This window comes from Streptomyces umbrinus, from assembly GCF_030817415.1.
GTDB lineage: Bacteria > Actinomycetota > Actinomycetes > Streptomycetales > Streptomycetaceae > Streptomyces > Streptomyces umbrinus_A.
On record NZ_JAUSZI010000002.1, the window covers coordinates 2,544,781 to 2,563,832 of the forward strand.

The window sequence follows — 19,052 nt, forward strand, 5'->3', positions numbered from 1 at the left end:
GTTTCCCGAGCTCCCTGAACACCAACTCCCAAGAATTGTAAGGACGTACGGACGTGGTGACCGATCCGAAGGCCCAAGCAGCCGCGGAGTACGCACAGGCGACGAAGCTCGCGAACCTCATCTGGGAGGTGGCGGACTTGTTGCGGGGCGAGTACAAGCGCTCGGACTACGGCAAGGTGATCCTTCCGTTCACCGTGCTGCGACGCCTTGAATGCGTGCTGGCGCCGACGCGGAACGAGGTGGTCGCTGAGTTCAAGCGCATCGCGGGCAAGGGGAGAAACCCTCACCCGTTCCTGCCGGCCAAGGCTGGCCACTCCTTCTACAACACGACGCTCCACACGCTCGCCTCTATCGCAGGCGCCCACGAGGACGAGAAGGCCGATCTGCCGAAGTACGTCCAGGGATTCTCCCCGGATGCCTACGACGTGTTCCAGAAGTTCCGCTTCGAGGAGCAGATCCAGCACCTGTTGGACACGAAGCTTCTCCACAAGGTCGTGTCGGCTTTCGCGGGTTACAACCTTCACCCCAAGACAGTCTCCAACCACATCATGGGATACGCCTTTGAGGAGCTCATCCGGAAATTCTCTGAGGAGTCCAACGAGACGGCTGGTGAGCACTTCACACCGCGCGAGGTCATCCAGCTGATCACCCGCCTCCTCATCACCCCGGACCTCGGGGAACTCAAGGTCGGCAGACCCACGCGCACCATCTACGACCCGACGGCCGGCACGGGCGGCATGCTCAACGCGGGTCAGGACGTGATCTTCGAGCACAACACAAAGGCCGACGTGTATGTGTTCGGGCAGGAACTCAATCCCGAGTCCTGGGCGATCTGTCGCTCCGACATGATGATCAAGAATCAGGACATCGAGCGCATTCAGCTGGGCAACACCCTCAGCTACGACAAATTCGAGGACCTCCGCTTCGACTACATGCTCTCCAACCCGCCGTTCGGTGTGGCCTGGAAGAAGGTCCAGAGGGAGGTCGAGGGCGAGCGGGACAACCTGGGCCATCGAGGCCGCTTCGGCGCGGGCACCCCGCGCATCAGCGACGGCTCGCTTCTGTTCCTCCAGCACATGATCTCCAAGATGCGGCCTGTGGACGAGGGGGGCAGTCGCATCGGCATCGTCTTCAACGGCTCGCCGCTCTTCAGCGGGGCGGCGGGTTCCGGCGAGTCCGAGATTCGCCGCTGGATCCTCACGAAGGACTGGCTGGAGGCTGTGGTCGCGCTCCCCGACCAGCTCTTCTACAACACCGGCATCTCCACATACTTCTGGATCCTCAGCAACCGCAAGGCCCCAGCCCACAAGGGCAAGGTCATGTTGGTTGACGCCCGCGACCAGTGGGTCAAGATGCGCAAGTCCCTCGGGGACAAGCGGAAGGTGATCAGCGAGGAGCAGATCACACATGTGATGAAGCTCTACGCCGAGGGCCTGGAGATCGCCGAGAACGAGTCCCACACATTCCACGGCAAGGTCAAGGTCTTCGACAACGCCGACTTCGGCTACCAGCGCATTACCGTCGAACGCCCGCTGAAACTGCGCTTCGAAGTCACCGAGGAGACGCTGGAGGAGGCCCGCGAGTCAAAGGGCATGCTCAAGCACTTCGGGGAGGCCGGAGTCGAGCACTTCGCGGACGCTCTCAAGCCCCTCCTTGGGAAGACATGGCCAGGAAAGAAGGCGGCCTGGGCGGCGGTCAACGCGGCGCTCGCCGAGGCCCGCATTCCGTGGAGCCGCAACGCCTCCTTCCAGAAGGCGCTACGCGAGATCATTGGCGTGCGCGACCCTGAGGGCGAGGTGCAGATGAAGAAGGGCGAGCCGGAACCGGACCCGGAACTGCGCGATTACGAGAACGTGCCCTTGGATCAGGACGTGGATCAGTACCTCAAAGACGAGGTACTCCCATTCGTGCCCGACGCATGGATCGACCACGAGAAGACGAAAATCGGCTACGAGATCCCGTTCACTCGACACTTTTACGTATACAAGCCACCGCGCCCGCTGGCGGAGATCGACGCAAAGCTGAAGGGGCTGGAGGAGCAGGTTCAGAGGCTGTTGCGGGAGGTGGCGGAGTGAGCGCAATCGAAATCGCTCCATGGCTTGCAGGTTCGCAGTGGCCCACGGCACCAATTCGCCTCGTGGCGCGACTAGGGTCTGGCCATACGCCGAGCCGCAGCAAACCTGAGTATTGGCAAGACTGCACCATTCCATGGATTACCCTGGCTGATGTTTGGCAGTTGCGTGGCAACCAAGTTGATTTCATCGTGGAGACGAAGGAGCAGATCAGCAAACTCGGGGAGAAAAATTCCGCCGCAGTCAGGCACCCTGCAGGAACTGTAATTCTTTCTCGTACTGCGTCAGTTGGCTTCTCGGCAATAATGGGACGAGAAATGGCGACAAGTCAGGACTTCGTGACCTGGACTTGCGGGCCGCGACTTGCCCCCCGATTTCTGCTGCATGCACTGCGAGCGATGGCTCCGGACCTCAAGCGGATCGCAGCCGGATCCACTCACAAGACGATCTATATGCCAGACGTAGAAAAACTCAGGGTGCCGTTGCCTTCACTGGAAGAGCAGCGTCACATCGTCGAATTTCTCGATGCCGAGACGACTCGCTTGGATGACTTGGCTCGTGCATGCAGCGACCAACTGGACGCTCTAGTCGAACGCTCATTCGCGACCGTCAGCGAGATCCTGATCCCGGGCACGCTCACACAGCCACTCGGCAAGTACCCTTACCCTTGGCTTCCCGCAATGCCGAAAGATACCCAACTTACACGCCTTGGCTACGTCTGTCGTCTGCAGAACGGTGTCACAGTCGACGAGGGACGCGCTCGAACCGATAGTGATGTCACTCGACCGTATCTCCGTGTAGCAAATGTTCAGGCCGGACATCTGGCACTCGATTCCATCACGGAAATCACCGTTCCTAAACATGTGGCGAAGCGAAGCACCCTACGTACTGGCGATGTGCTGATGACCGAGGGGGGCGATCTCGACAAGCTTGGCCGTGGCACGGTGTGGCGCGGCGAGTTGGCCAACTGCCTTCATCAGAATCATGTCTTCGCCCTGCGTCCCGAGCTAGACAAGCTGGATCCGGACTATCTGGCGTTGATGACCCAGACGGTCCATGGCCGGTGCTACTTCGAAAGCACCGGAACTAAGACGACCAACCTGGCCTCCACGAACAGCGGCAAGATCCTCAGCTTTCCCGTCCCGTTGCCCAATCTCCAGAAGCAGCAGGAGCTCGTCAGACAGGTGCAGAAGCAACAGGAGTCCGTGCGAGAGGCGTACCAGGTCCTCACCCTCCAATCGGCTCTGCTCGCCGAACGCCGCCAGGCCCTCATCACCGCAGCAGTAACCGGTCAGCTCGACGTCACCACCGCCCGAGGAGTGGAGGCCCCGTGACCCGCCCCCATGCCCCCGCCGCCCCCGTACAACCCCGCCCGGACTCCGAGTACGCCTTCGAGCGGACCATCGTCGAAGCCCTCACTGCCTCCGATTGGCACGAAGGCGAGCGGGGGCAGGGCGCCTACAATCCCGAGCTTGGTCTCGACACGGCCCAGTTGTGGACCTTCCTTGGCGCCACGCAGCCCGCCGTCCTGGAGCGACTCAAGGAGTTCACCGGCGAGGCGGGGAGCCCCGAGGCCGCCGGCATCGCCATGCGTGAGTTCGGCAAGCTGCTCGCCCGCGAAATCGACGCGCGCGGCACGCTCGACGTGCTGCGCAACGGCGTCAAGGACCGCGGCCTGCACATCGAGCTCGCCTACTTCCGGCCCGCGCACGCCATCGCCGAGGACGCGTTCCGCAACTACCGGAGCAACCGCCTGACGGTGACCCCCCGCCTGCGCTACGCGCCCGACCACACCCGCGAACTCGACCTGGTCCTGTTTCTCAACGGGCTTCCCCTCGCGACGGCCGAGCTCAAGAGCTCGGCGTCCCAAAACCCCCAGAACGTCGAGGATGCGAAGCACCAGTACCGCACCACCCGTGACCCGAAGGACCTGATCTTCGCCAAGCGGGCCCTTGTCCACTTCGCGGTCGACGAGATGCTCGTCTTCCTCACCACCCGCCTCCAGGGCGAGAAGACGCTCTTCCTCCCCTTCAACCAGGGGTCGAAGGGGCCGGGCAATCCTGGAGGCGCAGGCAACCCGCCCCTTCCCGACAGTGAGAACGGACCCGGTTACCGCACCGCATACCTCTGGGAGGAGGTCTGGCAGCCGGATAATTGGATGGCGATCGTCAAGCGGTTCCTGCACGTCGAGGACCCCAGGAACAAGAAGGGCGCCGCGAAGAGCGGGCGGCCGCGTCGCGTGTCCGTGCACAACCGGACCCTGATCTTCCCCCGCTACCACCAGTGGGACGCCGTCCGCCGCCTCACCACTCACGCCGCGTACCACGGCTCCGGCCAGAACTACCTCGTCGAGCACTCCGCCGGTTCCGGCAAGTCCAACACCATCGGCTGGCTCGCCCACCACCTCTCCGTGCTGCACGGCTCCGCCGAGCCGGGCGCGCTCGATCCGAAGGCGGTCGCCGAAGGGCGTATCGAGGCCGACAAGCCTGTCTTCCACAAGATCGTGGTCGTCACAGACCGGACCGTCCTGGACGACCAGCTCCAGGACACCATCTACCAGTTCGACCACACGCCGGGCGTGGTCCGCCGGATCAAGGGAACCGAAGGCGTCAAGTCACAGCAGGTTGCCCAAGCCCTCGGTGACACTGGCACGAAGATCATAATCGTCACGGCGCAGACCTTCCCCCACATCCTCGAAGGCGTCACCGGCCTGCAGAACAAGCGGATCGCGATCATCGTGGACGAGGCCCACTCCGGCCAGACCGGCAGCTCCGTGCCCAAGATGCGCAAGGTGCTGCGCGGACTCGGCGCGGAGGAGAAGGCTGGCAAGGACGAGGAGGAGTTCCTGACCTCCTCCGCTGCCGCACGCCAGATGCATCCGATGCTGTCGTACTTCGCCTTCACCGCGACGCCCAAGAAGAAGACCCTCAACCTCTTCGGTGTCACCGACCCGGACACCAAGCTCAAGCGCGGGTTCCACATCTATTCGATGAAGCAGGCCATCGAGGAGGGCTTCATCCTCGATCCCCTGCGCAACTACACCCGTTACACGACCCATTGGCGCGTCGCCAAGGACGGTGCCGAGCAGATCGAGGTGGACGAGGACAAGGCGAAGGGCGAGCTCGCCAAGTTCGTCTATCTCAATCCGACCACCCTCGCCCAGCATGCCGAGATCATCGTCGAGCACTTCGCCGTACACGGCCGCCGCCGGCTCGGCGGGCGGGCGAAGGCAATGGTGGTCACCCGGTCCCGGCAGGCCGCGTACAAGATGTACAGGCATCTGGTGCAGGCCACCAAGGATCTGGACTGCGCGGACCTCGGCGTCCTCGTCGCATTCTCCGGGGAGTTGGAGGTGGAGAAAGAGATCGACGGGGTCATCATCAAGGTCAAGGTCACCGAGGCTGAACTCAACGGCGTCTCCGAGAAAGAACTCCCTGACGCCTTCGCCTACACCCGCGCCGACGACCGCTACGCCGCCATGCGCACCGGAAAGCCGGGCGGAGCGCCCCCGCGCACCGAGTACCGCATTCTCGTCGTCGCGGAGAAGTACCAGACCGGCTTCGACCAGCCGCTCCTCACCCACATGTACATCGAGAAGCCTCTGACCGACGTGGCCGCCGTCCAGACCCTCTCTCGCCTCAACCGCACCCACCCAAGCAAGAGCCAGGAGGATCTGTTCGTCCTGGACTTCGTCAACGACCCCGAGGACGTCAAGAAGGAGTACGCCCCCTATTTCAAGGAGGCCCGTACCGAGCCTGCCGACGTCAACCTCCTCTACACCTCCCAGCGCGAGGTGATGGACCACTGGTTGGTGTACGAGGACGAGATGGACGCCTTCGTCAGGGCCCTGGCCACCGCTCAGGCCGTCGACGGGTCCGCCTCCGCCGGTGAGCCGGGCGCCCGCCGCTGGGAGAAGGCCCACGCTGGTCTTTACCGCCACACCGACGCCGCCCGCGCTCGCTTCGTCGAGCGCCAGGAACAGGACGAGGACGCCGCCGAGGAGTTCCGCGCCGACCTGCGCGGCTTCCTACGCCAGTACGGCTTCCTGTCCCAGCTCATGCCGCGTGTCGACATCGGCCTCGAACGCCTCTATCTCTACGGCAAGCACCTCGCCAACATCCTGCCTCCGCCCCCGTACGATCCCTCCCTCGACATAGGGGAGATGGACCTGACGCATATGCGGGTCACCAAGGTCGGCGACTACGACATCAGCCTCACCGACGACGACGTCGAGGACCTCGCCCCGTACGGTGCCGAAGGCGCAGGCGGCCACCGAGACCCGGACAAGATCCTCCTTTCCGAGCTAATCGAGGAGTTCAACGTCCGCTACGGCCTCGGGCTGAGCGAAGCCGACCGTGTGATGTACGAGGAGCGCATCGTCGCCGCTGCGGAGGATCCGGACCTGGAGGACGCCGCCGTCGCCGCCCGCAACGAGGGCGACTTCGAGCACCCCTTCAACAAGAGGTTCCGTGACATCATGATCGAACGGGCCGAGGCGGACACCAAGTTCACCGAACGCTACTTCTCCGATGCCGAATTTCAGGGGCAGCTCCTTCAGGAGGCCCGCACGGCCGCGTACCGTCTGATCCGGCGCCGCCACAACCTCCCCGACACCCGCTGAGCCCACTGCGGGCGTAAGGCGAAGGGGCGGCTACCGGAAGACGCCCACCAAGAGCCGCCCCTTCCACGTGTACTGTTCGCGCCCTTCGGTGCCCAGCCGAGGCCGCGTATCCGGCGAACACCGTCCAGGACGCCGGGTCCACAGCGAGCTGCGGGCCTGGTCGGCCGGTCAGTACGACATTCGGGCCCGAGGGCTCGTCCTCGTCGAAGCGCCGACCGACCATCTGCCGGTCGAGCCCCGCCGTTCCGTCGGCAAGACGGTGGGCGGAGCTCGATGTGTGCCAGGCGCCCCCAGGATGACGGTGGCTGTCAGCCCTCCGTCTCCTCCTCGGTGGCCAGCCACTCCACGGCCATGTCCCACAGGGACTTCTTGCCGCCGACGACCCAGCGTGCCGGTCCCTGTACAGCGGTCGGAGCCTGTTCCCAGCCGGCCAGCTCCCAGATGCGGTTGACGAGGCCGCTCGCCGAGTAGGGGTTGCCGTCGTAGGCCCACACCAGCGGCTTGGAGCGGTCGTTCGTCCAACTCGCCTGCTCCCTGCGGGGGTCGGCGGTCAGCCAGGCCCGTACGGCCTTCTCTTCCGGGGCGTTCATCGGGACGTACAGGACGGGGGTGCCCTCCGCCAGGAGCCGGGCGGTCACCAGGGTCGGCACCGCGTTCGGGCGGCGTCGGCGTCGGGGCTGCGGGGCGGGCGGCTGGTAGGTGTCGGGGACCTCCGGAACGGACCGCTCTGCCCGCACCATCGGCAGGACAAGGCCGACGAGTTCCTTGCAGCGGTCCTCGTTGGTGAAGGTGCTGGTGAGGAAGGACTGCGGTCCGTAGACCGTGTCGATCTGGTGGATGAGCCACTCCACGACCGGTCTGACCAGGTCCGGGACGCGAGCGAGGAGCGGCGCGAGGTCGAAGTGCGGGTCGTCGACGTCCTCCATTCCGGGGGCGAGGAGCTGGAAGACCAGATGGCTGATGAGCAGGTCACCGCGGAGCGTCGTGTCGGCTGCCCGGCCACGAACCTGCTCGTGCAGCCGCTCCAGCACCTCGCCGACCTCGCGGTGAACCAGGACGCAGCGCCAGATACGCAGGGCGCTCGGCTCCTCGCCGAACAGCCGCGCGTAGTTGCCCAGTCGGCCGCTCTCCCAGAGCAGGTCTGTCGACCTCTTGGCGCGAACCGCCAGTTCCGGCGTGCGGTGCGCACAGGCCAGCGCGACGGCGGCATGCGCCACCGAGCAGCCCGCCTCCGGCGCCGGATCGGCCTCGCCACGCTTGTACACGTATTGCTTGCCGAGGGACAGGTCGAAGTCCTCGCGGATGCGCGCTTGGGTGTCATCCAGGGCGATGAAGTCCCGTAGCGATACGTCGTTCTGGGTGTTGGTGGTTTGCGTGATGCGTTTCGCGTAAGTGACCCGCTCGTCGCCGAGGTCGCCCAGGGCGATCACTCGGACGCTGACATCCGCATCTTCGACCGTGTCCGGTGTCAGGCTCCGTGCCTCGTGGATCGAGGTGACGGTCTGGGCGCCGTTGACGACGCTGACGTTCCCCAAGATGAGCTCTACCGGCTCGTCGGGGCGACGGCGGCCGATCCAGCGCTCTTCGATGCTGTCGCACAGCACCGTGATGCCGTTGTTGAAGTACCAGAAGTTGTCGGGCTCTTCGGCCAGTGTCTTCTGGATGCCAGAGTTGATCGTGGTAAGGCCAAGGGAGTTTCGGATGTTCTGGGAAAACAGGCGCGGACCGTGCCCGTCATACCATTCGGCCACCTCACCAGCCGCTACCGTGCCCTGAAAGGCGGTGAACGGCGTGTCGCGCTTGATCCACTTCTGCATCCTCACGGTGACGTCCACCGGGGCGGGCGCCCGGTCGTCCTTGAGCTGCCGCAACAACTCACCTGTGCCCAGGAGCTCATAGTCGAGCATGGGGCCGTGGCCGCGATGGTCCTCGACTGCGCGGTCCAGGACGTCCGTGGCGTGCTTGCTGAGCGGGTCGTCCCCGACGAGTGCGATCACCAGGCGGATCTTCAGGCGGGCGTCCGCCAGTGCGGAGTCCAGTTGTGCGGTGAAGGGCCGCAGCTTGTCGTTGAACACCTCGAACTTGCGCTGCTCCAACAGGCTGAGCCCGTGGATCAGAGCGAAGGCCGCATTCTGGTTGAAGCCCGCGTTCCCCTTGTCGTTCCACTTGGCCTGGACGAGCCACACCTGAGCTCCGTCGGTGACCGCTACCGCGTCGAGCCCGCCGTCCTCATACCCGTCGATGACAGCCTTCGCGCAGGTCTCGTGGTCCAGGCCAGTCTTGCTGCGCAGCGCTGTCGCTGCCACTGCCCGCGACAGCCATGCGCGCTCCAAGTCGCGGCCCGACTTCTGTTCCAGACCGCTCTCGTCGATGAGTCCCCGATAGCCCCGCTTGAGCCCCTCCTCGATCTGGTGCAGTTCCTGACGCGTCGTCCTCGACGGTCCCCGCCCCGTACCGCTCACGCTTCTCCTCGGCTCCTCGTTGCCACCCCGTTTGTGCACGCGCCGGGCCAGCGTAGCCCGGCATCTTTCGCTCGCCATGGGCAGGAGCCAGTGTCCGTGTAGACCTGACGTACGCTCATTCGAAGACCGGGATGCCCCATACATCGGGAGGTCGCCACCACATGACCATCGGCCGGACCAGACGTATCGCCGATCGCTACGAGCTGAGCGCGCTGCCGATGCCCGGCGGCATGGGTCTGGTCTGGGAGGGATATGACATCGTCCTCGACCGGCCCGTGGCCATTAAGCAAATCCGCGTCGAGAAGGCTCGCACACCCGCCGAACTCGCCGTGCTGGTGGGCCGGTTCCGGCGGGAGGCCCGTGTAACAGCACGGATCGAGCACCCGGGCGTGCCCGCGGTCTACGACGCGGCCATCGACCAGAGCGCTGACTCGCCCGATGAGGCCGCCGAACTGTATGTAGTGATGCAGCTGATCCGGGGCATGGACTTGCGGGATGTCGTCGCCGAGCAGGGCCCTCTGCCCGTCGAGTGGGCGGTCGCCGTAGCCGCGCAGATCTGCTCCGTGCTGTCATACGCGCACGCCGTACCCGTCGTTCATCGGGATCTGAAGCCGAGCAACATCATGATCGACGGCAGCGGGGCCGTGAAGGTCCTCGACTTCGGTGTGGCCTCTGTCTTCGGGACCGACACAGCCCAGCTGACCGAAACCGGCCGCCCGGTCGGCACCCGCGACTACATGGCCCCCGAGCAGTTCCTTGGCGTCGGCGTCAGCCCGCGCAGCGACCTCTACGCCCTGGGGTGTGTCCTGCACGAGATGCTCACCGGGCGCAGGGTGTTCCCCGGGACAGGCGATGCCGCGCTGCGGCACGTCCACGACAGCCCCGAATCACTGCGTTCCCTGCGGCCCGACGCGCCCGTCGAGCTGGAACGACTCGTCCTAGACCTCCTGGAGAAGAATCCCGACGACCGCCCTGCTGATGCGCATGCCGTGCACGACCGGCTTGTCCCACACCTTCCGTCACCCGGCTCCGGTACCGCACCGCGAGGTCCGTCCGGCCTGGCAGATCCCACCCTCCCCTATCGCACCCCACTCGCTCCCAAGAGCCGCCCAGCCGTACGCGCCGTGCCTGCACCGGCACGTCCCGCACCGCCCGCCGCGCTGTCCGACGTGCTCGTCCAGGAGGGGGAGGAGGAAGCCGTGCGGCTATTCGAGGAGGGGCGTTTCACGCAGGCCGCTCACGTACTGGAAGAGTTGCTCGACCAAGCCGACCCGCTCGACCCGCGCTTGTCGGAGACTCGGCGCATCCATGCGGGCGTCCTGCTCGCAGGAGAGGATTTTCGCCGTGCTCTCGGCGCGTTCCGGCATTTGGCAGCCGAAGCGACGGACGGCAGTGACCTCCGTGAATATCGTTGGCACATCGCGCTGTGCCTGGCCACACTCGGCGAGCACGAACAGGCACTGGAGGAGTATCGCTCCCTGCTGCCAGACGCCCCGCACGCCGAGGCCGTCACGCTTCGGCAGAAGATCGCTGACCTTCTGCTGGCACTGCATCGCGTGAGTAAGGCGGCCGACTTGCTGCGCAGCCTTGTGAGCGAACTTCCTCCGGAACACCCCGCCGCAGTGCGCTCCCGCGAGCTGCTCAACCGCATCCAACTCGCGGGAGGGGCCACCGGATAAGGAGCTGGTGAGCAGCGGTGATGCGTCCCTCGTCGTCCCCCGTGGACGTCAGCCGCAGCACCGTGCGCTCGTCGTAACTGACATGCAGCAGGTGGTCGACGACGCCCTCGATCACCTCGTCGACGTCTGGGGAACCGGATGGGTCGCGCGCTTGTCTCCCAAGGCCGGGGCAAGGACGACGTCGGATCACGCCGTGTCGTAGTGCAGCAAGGCCAGCATGAGCCTCAACACGGCATCCTGTCGTGCGGCGGAAGGTTCTGCTCACCGAAATGAGCGACCGACTTGCACGAGGGGCCCTGCGGGTCAAGGCCCTTCGAGCCGATGCGTGTTGCGGGGATTGGCGGAACCCCACGTGCAGACTGGTGCCTTCGTCCGATCCGGGCCCGTACAGACATTGGCCTGCCGTTGCTGCGGCCGCCGGGCGGGGCGTCCTACGCCTTGCCACCCCCGCCCCGCAGGGATGACAGGACCAAGCGCCCATACCGTGTGGTGAGGGCTGCGGCTGTGGCGGCAACCGACAGTGCGAGCACGATGAGCAGGTGTGCCGTGGAGTGGTCATCGAGAACTTGCAGGATGCTGAGGGCCGTTCCGAGTGGCAGGCCGAGAATGGTGAGGACGCCCAGGGCCCCGCTGATCTGCTGACTCTCCTGGGTCTGTACGAGCCTGCTGTAGTCGGCTGCCTCGGCCAGGATTTCGTCGAAGCGTGCGGGCAGCCGGTGCTGGTTTTGGAAGGCGAGGAGCAGATCGTTGGCCGCGCCGTGTGCGGTGAGGTGCTGTCGCCAGTAGGTGCTGCGGAAGACTGCGATGTTCCGCTCCAGCGTGGCGACGCGGCGTGCCAGGCGTGAGGAGTTGAATACTTCGGAGAGTTCGTCGGTGAGCTCGTCGATGTGGTCGCGCTGGAGCGAGCCGAGGAGCAGGGCGTCGAGATAGACGGTACGGGAGTGCAGCGCGCCGAATTCGAAGAAGTCGCCCGCACCGGTGTCGGGCCGGTGGCCGAGGAAGGCGGCCCCTTGACGCAGCACCAGGGCGCTCCAGTCCGCCGAGATCCTTACGGTGTCCTTGAGCTGTTCGCCGACGGTCTCCGGAGGCAGGGGAAAGTCCTCCGGTGTGGAGCGTGACGCCAGTTGCCACAGCCAACGGTCCGCGGTGGCGGGCAGGGCTCCTTCGCCGTCGGCTCGGAGGGCGGGGGTGTGCCGCGCCGTGGGGGTCACGAAGGCGATGGTGTAGGGCCGGGCTATGGCGAACGGCGTGTCGGGTCACGAACGTCGGCGATGCCGGCGAGAAGTCCGGCCGGGTCGAAGGGCCCGGTGAGCGGAGCGTCGACGAGGTTCGGCCGCCGCCCGGCCAGGGCCCGCAGTATGGCCAGCAGCGGTCTTTCCACGCTCAAGTGCAAGACAGCGAGGGCGTGTTCGGGATTGCCAGCGGTGGCCGCGCGGAGAAGTTCCATGCCCAGTAGGTGCAGTCCGTCGTGCTTGACGTCCAGCGGCAGGTGCCAGCGGCGCGGACGTCCGGGCGCCCCGTAGAGTGCGCGGGCGGAGGCAGGGGCGAAGTAGGTGGACCGAGTCTGAGCGTCGGTGCGGCGGTTGCCCAGCTCGAACGGGAAGGGTCCTTCGGGCCAGTTAGGGACGCGTAGCAGCCGTACGGGCAGGACGACGGTGAGCTCCTGGCGTGCCCCGGTGACGTGTTCGAGCAGCGGAACTTCAGAGGTGGTCACCGGTAGTATTCGGCCGGGTCGGGCTGGTCGAGGCGAATGACGAACTCCGCTTGGCCGGGGCTGTCGGTGCTCGCTTGAAAGCGGACGCGTTCGCCCGTGCGGATGGTCCGGAAACCCTCGGTCACGATCTGCCGGTAGTCGAAGCTGTAGTACCGCTCGTCCTCGTCGTCCTGGACGACATAGGTGCCGAGCGTGCCGCTCAGTCCGCCGCCACTCGGACGCCTGTCCACAATGGTTCCGTGACGCGGCCCGTCGACGCTCATGCCGTCGCCTCCTTGGTCCCGGACGTGTCGTGGTCCTGCACGCACCGGAAGCCGACCGCGTTGCTTCCGCCGCGCTTGCGGTAGATGCCCTTGGTGCTGGTCTGCACGGCACGCATCGGGTTGTCGTAGCTGCCACCGCAGATGACGGCCTCGCCGAGGTCGTCGAGGCTTGTGGATGTCCATTCCCAGCAGTTGCCCACCATGTCGAGGACGCCGAACGGCGAGCGGTTGCCCGGCCGTTCGTCGACGGGTGTCGCCCCGGCCTGACGGACGGCGTCGCCAGCGAAATCCCGGTACCACGCCTGATACGTCACGACAGGCCGGCCGACCCACGTGTCGGCGCAGTTGACGCCGGTGCTGTCGGGTGTGTCGCCCCAAGGGAAAAGACGCCCGTCGGTGCCACGCGCGGCGGCCTCCCACTCGAGGGAGGTCGACAGCCGCTTGCCCTCGAACATGGCGAAGGCGTATGCGCTCCACCAGCTGACGCAGATGGCAGGGTAGGCGTCGTAGCGCGGATTCTCGTAGTAGTCGGGCCGCCGCAGCTGGTCGGTCCAGGGGCGGTGTGTGACGTCGGCCGGCTGGTCGGGGTGGTCCCACTGCGAGGTGCCGTCCGCGTCGAGGGATTCGAGGAAGCGGCGGTAGCGTGCGACGGTCACGGCATGGCGGTCGAAGCGTACGGGACGCTCGACGCGGCGGCTCAGCAGCCGTTCGGCCGGCCCAACCAGGTACGCCCCGGCGGACAGCACGCAGTCGTCCGTTTCCGGACTGCCGGGCATACCGGCGAGGAATGCGCGCACCTGCTCGGTGAGGAAGGCACCGCCGGGAAGGCCGGCTGCCAGGTCCCGGTTCGCCGATTCGGCGAGAAACTTTGCGGCCAGTAGTTCCTGGTACGCCGTGTGCACGAAAGGCGACGTGATCGGGCCCGGCGGGCCGCAGCAGCAGAGCGAGGACACACGCGTCGAGATCGAGGCGTCCGTCGGTGAAGGCGCTGGCCCCCAACTGCCGGTGTATGTCGAGGGGGAGAACACGGTGCGGTCGGTGAGGAAAGCATGTCCGAACGCGGCAGGGAGCCGCTGCTCCAGGTCGGGCTGCCCACGCTCGGCCAGCGTCCGCGTGATGTGAGCGCCGAGGATGTCCGCGAGCGGCTTGCCCGCGGGAAGGTTCAGCGCCGTGGTGAGGCGCGTCTCGAGAGGGGTTGCCTCGGGCTCGGCCAGGCGTACGACGTGGAAGTACGGCACGCGTGACGGGTCGACGCCGTTCGCGTACATCTGCTCGACCAGTTGCTCGGAGCGGCCCTGCCCTTGCCGAAAACCTGATCCGAGCAGGTCATGCGGCGTGCTGGTACTCGCGGAGGAGGCTGCCGAGGTACTCGCATCTTCGCATGTCGAGGCGGGCGCTCTGGTCCGGATCGGTGAACGGCGCGGGCAATGGGTGCAGTGGGCGGACGTTCTCGATGCCCTGGTGCGGCCGGTGTTCGTTGTAGAACCGTTCGAACTCACAGGGCACGGCGCCGATGCTGCTGATTCCAGACCAAGGTCCGGTCCACAGGCCTCGGACCCGCTCGTGCGGCGGCAGACGGCGTATCCAGCACCAAGATCTCGCTGGGCTTCAAAGCGTCGTGGCGTATTCGGCGGGGAAGAGATCGGCGAGGACGCCACCTGCCGCACAGAGCGCCTCAAGAGCTCCGCGGATGAGGGGCTGAGTCGACTCGGCCAACGCCTCGCCCACGCTGGGGAGGTAGGCGATCGTCTCATCGGTCACGAACGCGAGACGCCAGCCGCTGTCGGCGTCGATCAGGACTACGCCATCGCAACGGCGGTAGTGCCGTGCTACGACGACCAGACGGGGCACACGCACGTCGACGAACGGTGCGGTTATGCCGCGGACATCGAGACGGACCTGGACGGCCGTCGCACCCGGCGACGCTGCCAGCCTCAGCTCTTCCAACCGGAACTCTTCAGCTGTGCGGGCGCACCAGAGGTCGTCGTCAATGAAGTCGATGGCGGCGAGGAGCTGATCGTCAACCTTGTCACAGGTGATGGCCAGCCCGGTCACGGCAGACAGGTAACGGCTTGTCATCTCGGTCGGATCCAGCAGGCCGTGTCCTAGTGCGGCAGCGAGGACCGGCTGGAAGGCGACGACGCGTTCGCGCTGGTCGCTGCCAGGCTTTAGCACCAGCCAGCAGAGGGCCGCGACGGCTTCGGGCAGCCAAGTAGGCAGCCGGTTGAGCACCTGCGTTCGGGTCGGCTCGTCAAGCTGATCGAGCCAGCCGTCGCCCTGACCGGTCCCTACGAACGGCCGCAGCCACAGCTGCCACATCTCGTCCAGGTCGTCCTCGGTCAGCTCGACCCGCTCCGGGTGACGGACCTGGTCGAGACGGAGGTGAGCGAGAGTAAGGGCGATCACCGCGAAGTTCCCGGCGGGGGCGAACGGATCGACCCACACAAGGCGCGGATCGGTCTGCGCGGCAGCCCAGCGGCGCAGGACGTTACGGGCGCGCACCCGAATCCGCGCGGATGGCGTCCAGGACCGTGCCGGAATGCCCTCACCGTGGTCAGGTTTCTCATGTGTGTGGTCGAGGAGCCGCGCGAGTAGCGAATGCGGATGCAGACTGGCGGTGACCGGGGCATGGGCGCGGAGTGCCTCGAGCAGCTCGACGAGCGGCTCGGCGCCATCGAGCGTATGGCGCCTCCACATGCGGTCGTAGACACTCGCCCGGGGATCGCGAGCGAGCTGTTCCCGTTCGAGGCGGTCCCACAGGTCGTCATCCGTCTGTTCACCGGACTCGCCACGGGGCTCCATTCCTGTCCCGGTGGTCGTGGCCAGTTCGCTGACATCCATGGCGAGGTTGCGGTGCAGCCGCACGAGCGCCCGGCCGAGCGGTGTGTTCAGATCTGCGTCGTGGAGTTCGGGGGGAATGTCAGCACCGGAGCGGGCCGAGTTCTTGATGAGCGTTGCGGCGAGGGCATCGGGATCGTCGACGACGACACGGTTCGACAGGACCTGCTCGTCGGCGTCGAGGAGTTGGACAAGTCGGCCGTCCAGCGGCCCGGCGGTCCGCACATGGCCGTGGTCGTCGGCGGAGAGGGGCTGGTGGCATGTGAGGTCGTCGAGCAGCCAGTCGTCGCTCCCGGGTGGCTCGGTCGTGATCTCGATCCGGCCGTCGGGAAGCGCGGTAGCGGTGACGAGCTGCACCGTGAGAGGCTCCGGCTCCGGGTGGGTACGGAAGCTGAGGGACGTCAGAGCCCGGAGGTTGTGTTCCCGGACCGTCGTGTCGGGCGGCACGAACGTGGCCCGAACCTCGTCGGCATCCAGCGGGGCAAGGACTGCGAGTTCGATGTTGCCCTGGGTGGCGTGGGTCAGTCTGAGCGCGGCGCTCGAGAGGTTCGCCGAGCCGGACAGCAGCCACGCTCGCGGTCCCGCCAGAACGCCGATGAGCTTGGCGTGGACGAACTGATCGGGCTCATAGGCAGCCACGGACACGCAAGCGCCGCTCGCGGCAAGCCGCTCGGCCAGCAGTTCACCGTTGACGCTGGTCGAGCCGGTGACGAACAGCTTCACCTCTTCCGGCTTCAGCGCGTCGAGCAAGGCGCCGACTGCGACGGCATCGGCGTCGTAGAAGGGAGCGGCCAGCCACAGCTCGTTCACCCGGGCTCCCGGCTCGGCGACAACAGCGGCGAGCTGGTCGGCGATGGGGGTGCCAAGGTTGTGCAGTAGGGGCGACGGCACGTGCTGGGTGGCCACGGCAGGGGACGGGATCTGGCCTTCGAGGTGCCGGAACCGTGCGGCGAGCGTGGTGTCACCGACTATGCCGACGAGGCGCCGCATCCATGATCGCCACGCGGCGATGGCCGCGTCGCCGACCGGGGTGCCAGACCGGAAGGTGGTGAACGCCTCGCGGCCGTCGTCCAGGCCGCCGGCCGACAGGTTTCCGGAACCGACCAGCAGCGTGGCCCTGGCACCGGTGACCGCGAGGTAGGACTTGGGGTGGAATGCCCCGCTGATCCGGACGCCGCGCAGAAGCCAGCGCCGGTTCACCGGTGCGAGCGTGTCGGCGCGCTCCGCGGGTATGCGGGCGAGGCTGCTGGTGAGACGCCGGTGGTCCGCCAGCACGGCGATGTTGAGCGGCGGATCGCCGAGCCGGGCGAGGAGGAACTCGTTGAACAGTCCGAGATCCATGGTGTACGTCGTGGCCCATAGCGCCTCCGCGCCGCCGGTGAAGAGTTCGACGATGGGCTGGACTGTGGGTATCTCCGGACCGTTTTCGGGGGTGTTCGTCATCCGAGGACCTCTTCGACGAATCTCATGCCCCGTGCGGTCAGCGTTGCCGGACATCTCTCGTCGTCGGCCTCGCTCCACAAGCCGAGGTCCCAGGTGAGGGACGCCAGGGGTGCATTGCGGACAGCTGCCAGCGGGAACCGCCCGACTCCATGGTCGTAGAAGCGCAGCAGGCCGTCCTCCCACCGGAAGCGGAAGGTGAGTTCCGGCAGTTTCGAGTACGCGATCCGCTCATGGACCGGGACGACGAACCGCGACACCAGCCACCACAGCGTGTCCGCCACAGTGGGGCCATCGGCCAGGTGGGTGCGCAGGGCTGCGGTGACGGCGGCGATCGAGGGCTGCCATCCCGACCTGATGCCGGCGGCCTTCTGCCAGCCGTCTCCTGCGCGGCCCTCCATCCTGCGGGCTAGCTCAAGCAACACGACAAGGCCGGAGGAGGCGGTATCGAGCCGGCTGGTAAGCCGTCGTAGATCGTCCAGCGGTGCGGTTGTCACATTCACGTGGATGCCGTCGGTGTCCGGAACGACGAGTGTCCCGGCCGCCAGCTGGGCGGCGAGGGCTGTGGTCAAGGACGTCGGGTCAAGTTCTGGTTGCCCGGCAACCAGACCTGCAGCGACCCTGCGCACCTCATCCCAGGTGAGACCACGGCCAAGATCGCGGGCGCGGGTCAGACCGGCTCGGCACAACTCGGACCAGACCGAGCAGAGTGCCTCCTGCCAGACGTCCTTGGCTATAAGCCCGGCCCACTGGCCCGCTACCACGGCGTGGGCGTCGCTGTGCAGCGCCGGCGGCGACCACAACGCGTCCCGGTACGCGGTTTCCGAGGTGACGACGCTCGGGACGGCGTCGAGCAGCGAGAGATAGTGGCCAACGCTGAGGCACCGTTGCCGCACCCCCGCCTCCGAGAGCACCTCCCCGATCGCTGTCGGACCGTCAGCGACGCCCAGCAGTTCGCTGTCCTCGCCGACCACGGTGGAGGACGCTTCGGCGTCCGGGGCGAACAGCGCGGCGTGGACGGCGTCGCGTTCTTCGGGCAGCTCCCTCAGTCGGCACAGGCAGGCGGCCTGGGCGTACTCGTCGATCACGTCGGCAGACAGGTCGTCGGTCGTCCACATGGCCCGCTGGTAGTACGCCGTGTGCTCCACGGCCGACTTGAATGTGCCGGCGAGCAGCCGGGCCCGGTCGGTGTTGTAGAGCACGTCGATGGGGATGGGCCGACCGCCGAGCAGCGTCCCGGCCCTGGCCACAATGCCGAACTCGGCCATCGGCGAGCGGTAGTACAACCCGTAGCCGCCAAAGGCGCTCTCCACCGATTCGCCCCGCGAATAGGGCCCCGGCCCCATCGCCAGGCCGCTCAGTCTGCGGGCCCCTACCGGGCTCGATCCGCAGCCTCGGGGGCAGCGCAGCACGGCCAGGCCGTACTCCCACTCGCGACGCTTGATGAAAGCCGACAGCGTGTTGCCGTCGGCCGCGAGGTGACGGTCCCGGTATTCGGCAAGCAGGAAGGCGTGAAAGGAGAAGTAGCGGGCCCGCCGTGACAACTCCAGGATGCCGGGCAGCAGGAGCGGCATCAGCCGGTCCTGCGTGGTCGTCTGGAGCCCGAGCGGGTCCCGGCCTTCATTGAGCTTCAGCGAAGCCTCGATCCAAGCGGGTGCAGGCACCCTCGTCCCGTCTGTCCCCAGCCCCTCAAACTGCACTGGCACCTGTTCGCGCCTCCCATCCACCGACCGCAGGTTCACCGCAGAGGTCCGGTCGCGAGCGGGGCACGACCGAGAACTCGACGTTCTGGAAGCCGCCGCAACGGTGGGGGAACGGGCACAGCGGGTCGGTACCCGGCCTCCGCCCAAGAGACCAGTCTTCTGCCACAAGATGGGAGTCTCTAGTCCATGGGCCGCGTCGGATCACGCTTCGACAACGCAACTGGCTGTCCTCCAGATAGATCGTGGCCGTGATGTCAGTG

The 19,052-nt window shown here is 66.5% G+C and carries 12 protein-coding genes; 4 read left to right on the top strand and 8 right to left on the bottom strand.

The annotated features are described in order from the left end of the window. Positions 1–53 precede the first annotated feature (53 nt). Genes QF035_RS11740 through QF035_RS11750 form a run of 3 tightly spaced genes read left to right on the top strand, consistent with a single transcriptional unit; the run spans position 54 to position 6,693 of the window. On the top strand, positions 54–2,075 hold the full coding sequence (locus QF035_RS11740) for a type I restriction-modification system subunit M (RefSeq protein ID WP_307520084.1): 2,022 nt from the start codon (positions 54–56) through the stop codon (positions 2,073–2,075). Then, positions 2,072–3,406, top strand: coding sequence for a restriction endonuclease subunit S (locus QF035_RS11745; RefSeq protein ID WP_307520086.1), 1,335 nt, complete (start codon positions 2,072–2,074; stop codon positions 3,404–3,406). Before QF035_RS11740 ends, QF035_RS11745 begins: the two co-directional genes overlap by 4 nt. Then, positions 3,403–6,693 carry a type I restriction endonuclease subunit R gene (locus tag QF035_RS11750; RefSeq protein ID WP_307520087.1) on the top strand — a complete coding sequence of 1,097 codons (3,291 nt, stop codon included), beginning with the start codon at positions 3,403–3,405 and terminating at the stop codon, positions 6,691–6,693. The genes QF035_RS11745 and QF035_RS11750 overlap by 4 nt, the downstream gene beginning before the upstream one ends. Positions 6,694–7,001: 308 nt before the next feature. On the opposite strand, the gene QF035_RS11755 is transcribed toward QF035_RS11750, so the two are convergent. Beyond that, positions 7,002–9,155 carry an AIPR family protein gene (locus tag QF035_RS11755; RefSeq protein ID WP_307520088.1) on the bottom strand — a complete coding sequence of 718 codons (2,154 nt, stop codon included), beginning with the start codon at positions 9,153–9,155 and terminating at the stop codon, positions 7,002–7,004. A 161-nt stretch (positions 9,156–9,316) separates the two neighbouring features. Between QF035_RS11755 and QF035_RS11760 the strand changes: the two genes are divergently transcribed. Then, positions 9,317–10,834, top strand: a complete 1,518-nt coding sequence (locus tag QF035_RS11760; protein WP_307520089.1) for a serine/threonine-protein kinase — start codon at positions 9,317–9,319, stop codon at positions 10,832–10,834. Positions 10,835–11,265: 431 nt separating this feature from the next. On the opposite strand, the gene QF035_RS11765 is transcribed toward QF035_RS11760, so the two are convergent. From QF035_RS11765 to QF035_RS11795, 7 genes are all read right to left on the bottom strand, one after another. Next, positions 11,266–12,045, bottom strand: coding sequence for a hypothetical protein (locus tag QF035_RS11765; protein ID WP_307520090.1), 780 nt, complete (start codon positions 12,043–12,045; stop codon positions 11,266–11,268). Between the two features lie 23 nt (positions 12,046–12,068). After that, a complete protein-coding gene (locus QF035_RS11770; protein ID WP_307520091.1) occupies positions 12,069–12,548 on the bottom strand; it encodes a hypothetical protein in 480 nt (159 codons plus the stop codon). After that, on the bottom strand, positions 12,545–12,811 hold the full coding sequence (locus QF035_RS11775; protein ID WP_307520092.1) for a hypothetical protein: 267 nt from the start codon (positions 12,809–12,811) through the stop codon (positions 12,545–12,547). Before QF035_RS11775 ends, QF035_RS11770 begins: the two co-directional genes overlap by 4 nt. Beyond that, a complete protein-coding gene (locus tag QF035_RS11780; RefSeq protein WP_307520093.1) occupies positions 12,808–14,079 on the bottom strand; it encodes a formylglycine-generating enzyme family protein in 1,272 nt (423 codons plus the stop codon). Before QF035_RS11780 ends, QF035_RS11775 begins: the two co-directional genes overlap by 4 nt. Positions 14,080–14,137: 58 nt before the next feature. Continuing rightward, the gene (locus QF035_RS11785) at positions 14,138–14,317 is read right to left on the bottom strand and encodes a hypothetical protein (RefSeq protein WP_307520094.1); all 180 of its coding nucleotides are present in this window, start codon (positions 14,315–14,317) and stop codon (positions 14,138–14,140) included. Between the two features lie 102 nt (positions 14,318–14,419). Then, complete coding sequence (locus tag QF035_RS11790; RefSeq protein WP_307520095.1) at positions 14,420–17,092, bottom strand: hypothetical protein; 2,673 nt, start codon at positions 17,090–17,092, stop codon at positions 14,420–14,422. Continuing rightward, the gene (locus QF035_RS11795) at positions 17,089–18,753 is read right to left on the bottom strand and encodes a hypothetical protein (protein WP_307520096.1); all 1,665 of its coding nucleotides are present in this window, start codon (positions 18,751–18,753) and stop codon (positions 17,089–17,091) included. The genes QF035_RS11790 and QF035_RS11795 overlap by 4 nt, the downstream gene beginning before the upstream one ends. Positions 18,754–19,052 lie beyond the last annotated feature (299 nt).

What these genes read in the sequence shown, in the direction of transcription:
- QF035_RS11790 (WP_307520095.1), bottom strand. Translation starts at nt 17,092, where the DNA reads ATGACGAACACCCCCGAAAACGGTCCGGAGATACCCACAGTCCAGCCC.
- QF035_RS11775 (WP_307520092.1), bottom strand. Translation starts at nt 12,811, where the DNA reads ATGAGCGTCGACGGGCCGCGTCACGGAACCATTGTGGACAGGCGTCCG.
- QF035_RS11780 (WP_307520093.1), bottom strand. Translation starts at nt 14,079, where the DNA reads ATGTACGCGAACGGCGTCGACCCGTCACGCGTGCCGTACTTCCACGTC.
- QF035_RS11760 (WP_307520089.1), top strand. Translation starts at nt 9,317, where the DNA reads ATGACCATCGGCCGGACCAGACGTATCGCCGATCGCTACGAGCTGAGC.